The sequence below is a fragment of the Bacillus sp. Y3 genome, from assembly GCF_008123875.1.
Classification (GTDB): Bacteria; Bacillota; Bacilli; order Bacillales; family Bacillaceae; genus Bacillus; species Bacillus altitudinis.
On record NZ_VSSC01000021.1, the window covers coordinates 1 to 696 of the forward strand.

Annotated in this window: 1 protein-coding gene; it reads right to left on the bottom strand. The window is 56.3% G+C overall.

Features of this window, described 5'->3' with window-relative positions:
• Positions 1-11: 11 nt before the first annotated feature.
• On the bottom strand, positions 12-696 hold a 685-nt coding region (locus tag FXF70_RS19125; protein ID WP_187424781.1), incomplete at its 5' end, for a hypothetical protein.

Here is a 696-nt window from a genome sequence, read left to right on the forward strand (position 1 = left end):
ACTTCCCCAGACTACACATTACTGGCTGCAGCAGGATCAACTGGAGATACTGGAGTAACTGGAGATACCGGGCCTACCGGTGCTACTGGTGTAACTGGTGATACCGGGCCTACTGGTGCCACTGGTGTAACTGGTGATACTGGACCTACCGGTGCCACTGGTGTAACTGGTGATACCGGGCCTACTGGTGCCACTGGAGTTACTGGTGCTACTGGTCCAACCGGTGCCACCGGAGTTACTGGAGATACCGGACCTACTGGTCCAACAGGTGATACTGGAGCCACTGGTGCTACTGGTGATACCGGGCCTACTGGTGCCACCGGAGTTACTGGAGATACCGGACCTACTGGTGCCACTGGTGTAACTGGTGATACCGGAGCCACTGGAGCTACTGGAGATACCGGACCTACCGGACCTACTGGTCCAACCGGTGATACTGGTGCAACTGGTAATACCGGACCTACCGGGCCTACTGGTGCCACTGGTGTAACTGGAGATACTGGGCCTACTGGTGCCACTGGAGTTACTGGAGATACTGGGCCTACCGGTGATACTGGAGCCACTGGTGTAACTGGAGATACTGGACCTACCGGTGCCACTGGTGTAACTGGAGATACCGGACCTACTGGTGCCACTGGTGTAACTGGTGATACCGGGCCTACTGGTGCTATTGGTGTAACTGGAGATACCGGACCT